This window comes from Phocaeicola intestinalis, from assembly GCF_014837065.1.
Classification (GTDB): Bacteria; Bacteroidota; Bacteroidia; order Bacteroidales; family Bacteroidaceae; genus Phocaeicola; species Phocaeicola intestinalis.
The window spans coordinates 1-2,701 of the sequence record NZ_JACSPP010000121.1; the positions used below are offsets into that span (position 1 = coordinate 1).

The following is a 2,701-nucleotide window of genomic DNA, read 5'->3' on the forward strand; positions in this document are numbered from 1 at the left end:
CACATCGGACATCAAATGGAGAGACTACTACTTACCGGACGATGAAATCGTTTAAGGTTTGTTAGTACATTTATCACTACACGGAGTAAGATTAATAATCTTCCGCTTGTAAGATTAATAATCTTGCAGCCTGAAGATTATTAATCTTACAGCGGATGGACTTATATAGCGGCTTTATTCAGAAGAGGTTTGTGTGCATGTCCGACGGGTTATCGGAAAGGAAAAGCTGATGGGTTTGTCCAAAAGGGAGATCTTGGACTCAAAAATCTTTTGGGAGTCAATCTCTTCTATATCGGATTGTTGTTGGGTATTTGTATGAAAATATGTTCCATAATGTAGTTCGGCTTTGTAAAAACTGACCAAAGCCCAGCCTCCTACAAAGGAAGCGGTGGCGATAAGAAGTACTGAAACGATGATAAATTCCATATTGTCGGTTGTTGGTTATGTTTCTTAGTCAATAAACAAGAAGATGCCCTTAATCCTGCTTATACTTCTATTAATGTTTGTTAACGTCAGTTCATGTAATGAAAAACTTTCTATCTTTGCCCATGCAACGGTTCGGGCAAACTACGTCCGATTAAAAGGGAATCAGGTGCAAGTCCTGAACAGTCCCGCTGCTGTAAGTTCCATAGACTGAAGTGTCGCAAACCATTCTTAGCCACTGGGAGGGTATCTTGGGAAGGCGGTTTGTCGATAGGAACAAGTCAGAAGACCTGCCGTGTGCCTTTGCATTTTCACTGCTTTCGAGGAAAAAGCGTGGGAATACGGCAGGATGTGGCTTTTCGGGCTGCCCTCTCTTTATTATTCCCTTTTTCTAATTGCAATCGGTGTTATGCGAAGATGCGCAGGGATAACTTCCTTGTGTGAATAGGTTTATATTTTAACCAAAAGATAACATGAATCAATTAAAGCAATTAGGACAGATGAAAAAATTAGTATGGTTTTGGGCGGCACTGTTGTGTGTGTCGCTTTGGAATTGTAGCGATGACGAGAATCCGGCAAGTGAAGAGCAGAAAGAAGAAGCGGTAATCAGTTTTGAAGGCGAATTGAGCGAGCCGAATAGCTCTTTCATCGCCACCGAAGGCGAAGTGGATGGGTTTTATCAAAGGACTTCCTTCTCCGACCCTCAGGCGTTAGTTGCTTTTTCCCATTATTTTAGTGGACAGAGTTTTGGTGGAGGGTTCACTTATACCAATGGAACGGATGTAACAACTTCTGGATATACCAATTTAAGTGCCATTACCGGTGCTGGCAGGGATGGAAGCGTTTACCTGACCAGTAATGCAAACGAGTACACTCCAGCGCGGATTACAAATCTGCAAGTTGGAAAATATCGTTTCAAAGGAGCATGGGTAACGAATACAACCTATGATTATCTGGCTATGAAAGACGGTAATGATGGAGGAATAGGTTTGGTGCGGAAGTTTGGAGTGGGTGACTGGTTCATTCTGACTGCTGTAGGTCACGCAAGCGATGATTCCGAAATAGGGCGTGTCGATTTTTATTTGGCCGATTTTCGTGATGGGAACAGCATGATTCTCGATACGTGGGAATGGTTCGACTGGAGCGAACTGGCAGATGCCTCGTATATTACGTTTGAAATGTCTTCTTCCGATATAGGTGATTTCGGTATGAATACTCCTTCTTATTTTTGCATGGATGATATAACATTGCAGGAAAATTGATTTCCTCTCGAAAATAATCAGCAAGGCTCACTTAGAAGAAGTTTATCTTCGGAAGAGTGGGCCTTTTTGCGTATCTTTGTGCGGTTTGAAACATAAAATTAAGTGTGTATGATAGACGAATTATTGGAGTTCAATCGTTCCTTTGTAGAAAACAAAGGCTATGAACAGTACGTAACCACAAAATATCCTGATAAGAAGATTGCGATAGTGACCTGTATGGATACGCGTTTGGTTGAGTTGATACCTGCTGCCTTAGGCTTGCGCAACGGGGATGTAAAGATGATTAAGAATGCCGGAGGAACGGTGACACATCCCTTTGGAAGTGTGATGCGTAGCTTGTTGGTAGGTATTTACGAACTGGGTGTAGAAGAAATTATGATTATCGGTCATACGGATTGTGGGGCGCAACACATGGATAGTCAGGTCATGTTGCGACATATTAAAGAGCACGGAGTATCCGACCGTGACATTGAGATGATGGAGTATTGCAATGTTGATTTGCACGCTTGGTTGAGCGGGTTTGACGATGTGGAGCAATCGGTACGAGGTAGTGTGCATTTGGTAAAACATCATCCATTAGTGCCTAAAGATGTAGTCGTGCGTGGATTTATTATTGACTCTGTAACTGGTAAATTGACTGAGTTTGAAAATATAGATTAATGCATAACCGAAGGAGAAGATGACAAGTGCAAGATAAATGCATTTAATGCTGCATATATTATTTCGTTGAAGGCTACTTCATTTATTAGAACCTGATACAGCATTACTTAATTCATTCAAGGTACGCACTTATATGTACGGGGGCATGGAAGATATATCCGTTGCCCCGTACATATAGGTGCTTTTTTGTATCCTTGCCTTCGGTTTTCTGTTCTTATATGTATAATAAGGAGTATTGTTATTCTTACTAAGTTTTCTCTAGGTGTAAATATTCCCCTATATATCTGTGAATATCAGCATTTTGCATATTTCACATGAAAAAAGTTTCAAAAAAAGTTCTCCAGTTACTTGCAGTT

Annotated in this window: 3 protein-coding genes and 1 riboswitch; of the genes, 2 read left to right on the top strand and 1 reads right to left on the bottom strand. The window is 41.0% G+C overall.

The features are described 5' to 3' along the window. Positions 1 to 174: 174 nt before the first annotated feature. The gene (locus H9625_RS17250; protein ID WP_087396985.1) at positions 175 to 426 is read right to left on the bottom strand and encodes a hypothetical protein; all 252 of its coding nucleotides are present in this window, start codon (positions 424 to 426) and stop codon (positions 175 to 177) included. 111 nt (positions 427 to 537) lie between these two features. After that, positions 538 to 736: riboswitch (cobalamin riboswitch) on the top strand. 187 nt (positions 737 to 923) lie between these two features. On the opposite strand from H9625_RS17250, the gene H9625_RS17255 reads away from it, so the two are divergent. Next, a complete protein-coding gene (locus H9625_RS17255) occupies positions 924 to 1,685 on the top strand; it encodes a DUF4465 domain-containing protein (RefSeq protein WP_225226491.1) in 762 nt (253 codons plus the stop codon). A 108-nt stretch (positions 1,686 to 1,793) separates the two neighbouring features. After that, positions 1,794 to 2,345 carry a beta-class carbonic anhydrase gene (locus H9625_RS17260; RefSeq protein ID WP_022040990.1) on the top strand — a complete coding sequence of 184 codons (552 nt, stop codon included), beginning with the start codon at positions 1,794 to 1,796 and terminating at the stop codon, positions 2,343 to 2,345. The last annotated feature ends 356 nt before the right edge of the window (positions 2,346 to 2,701 follow it).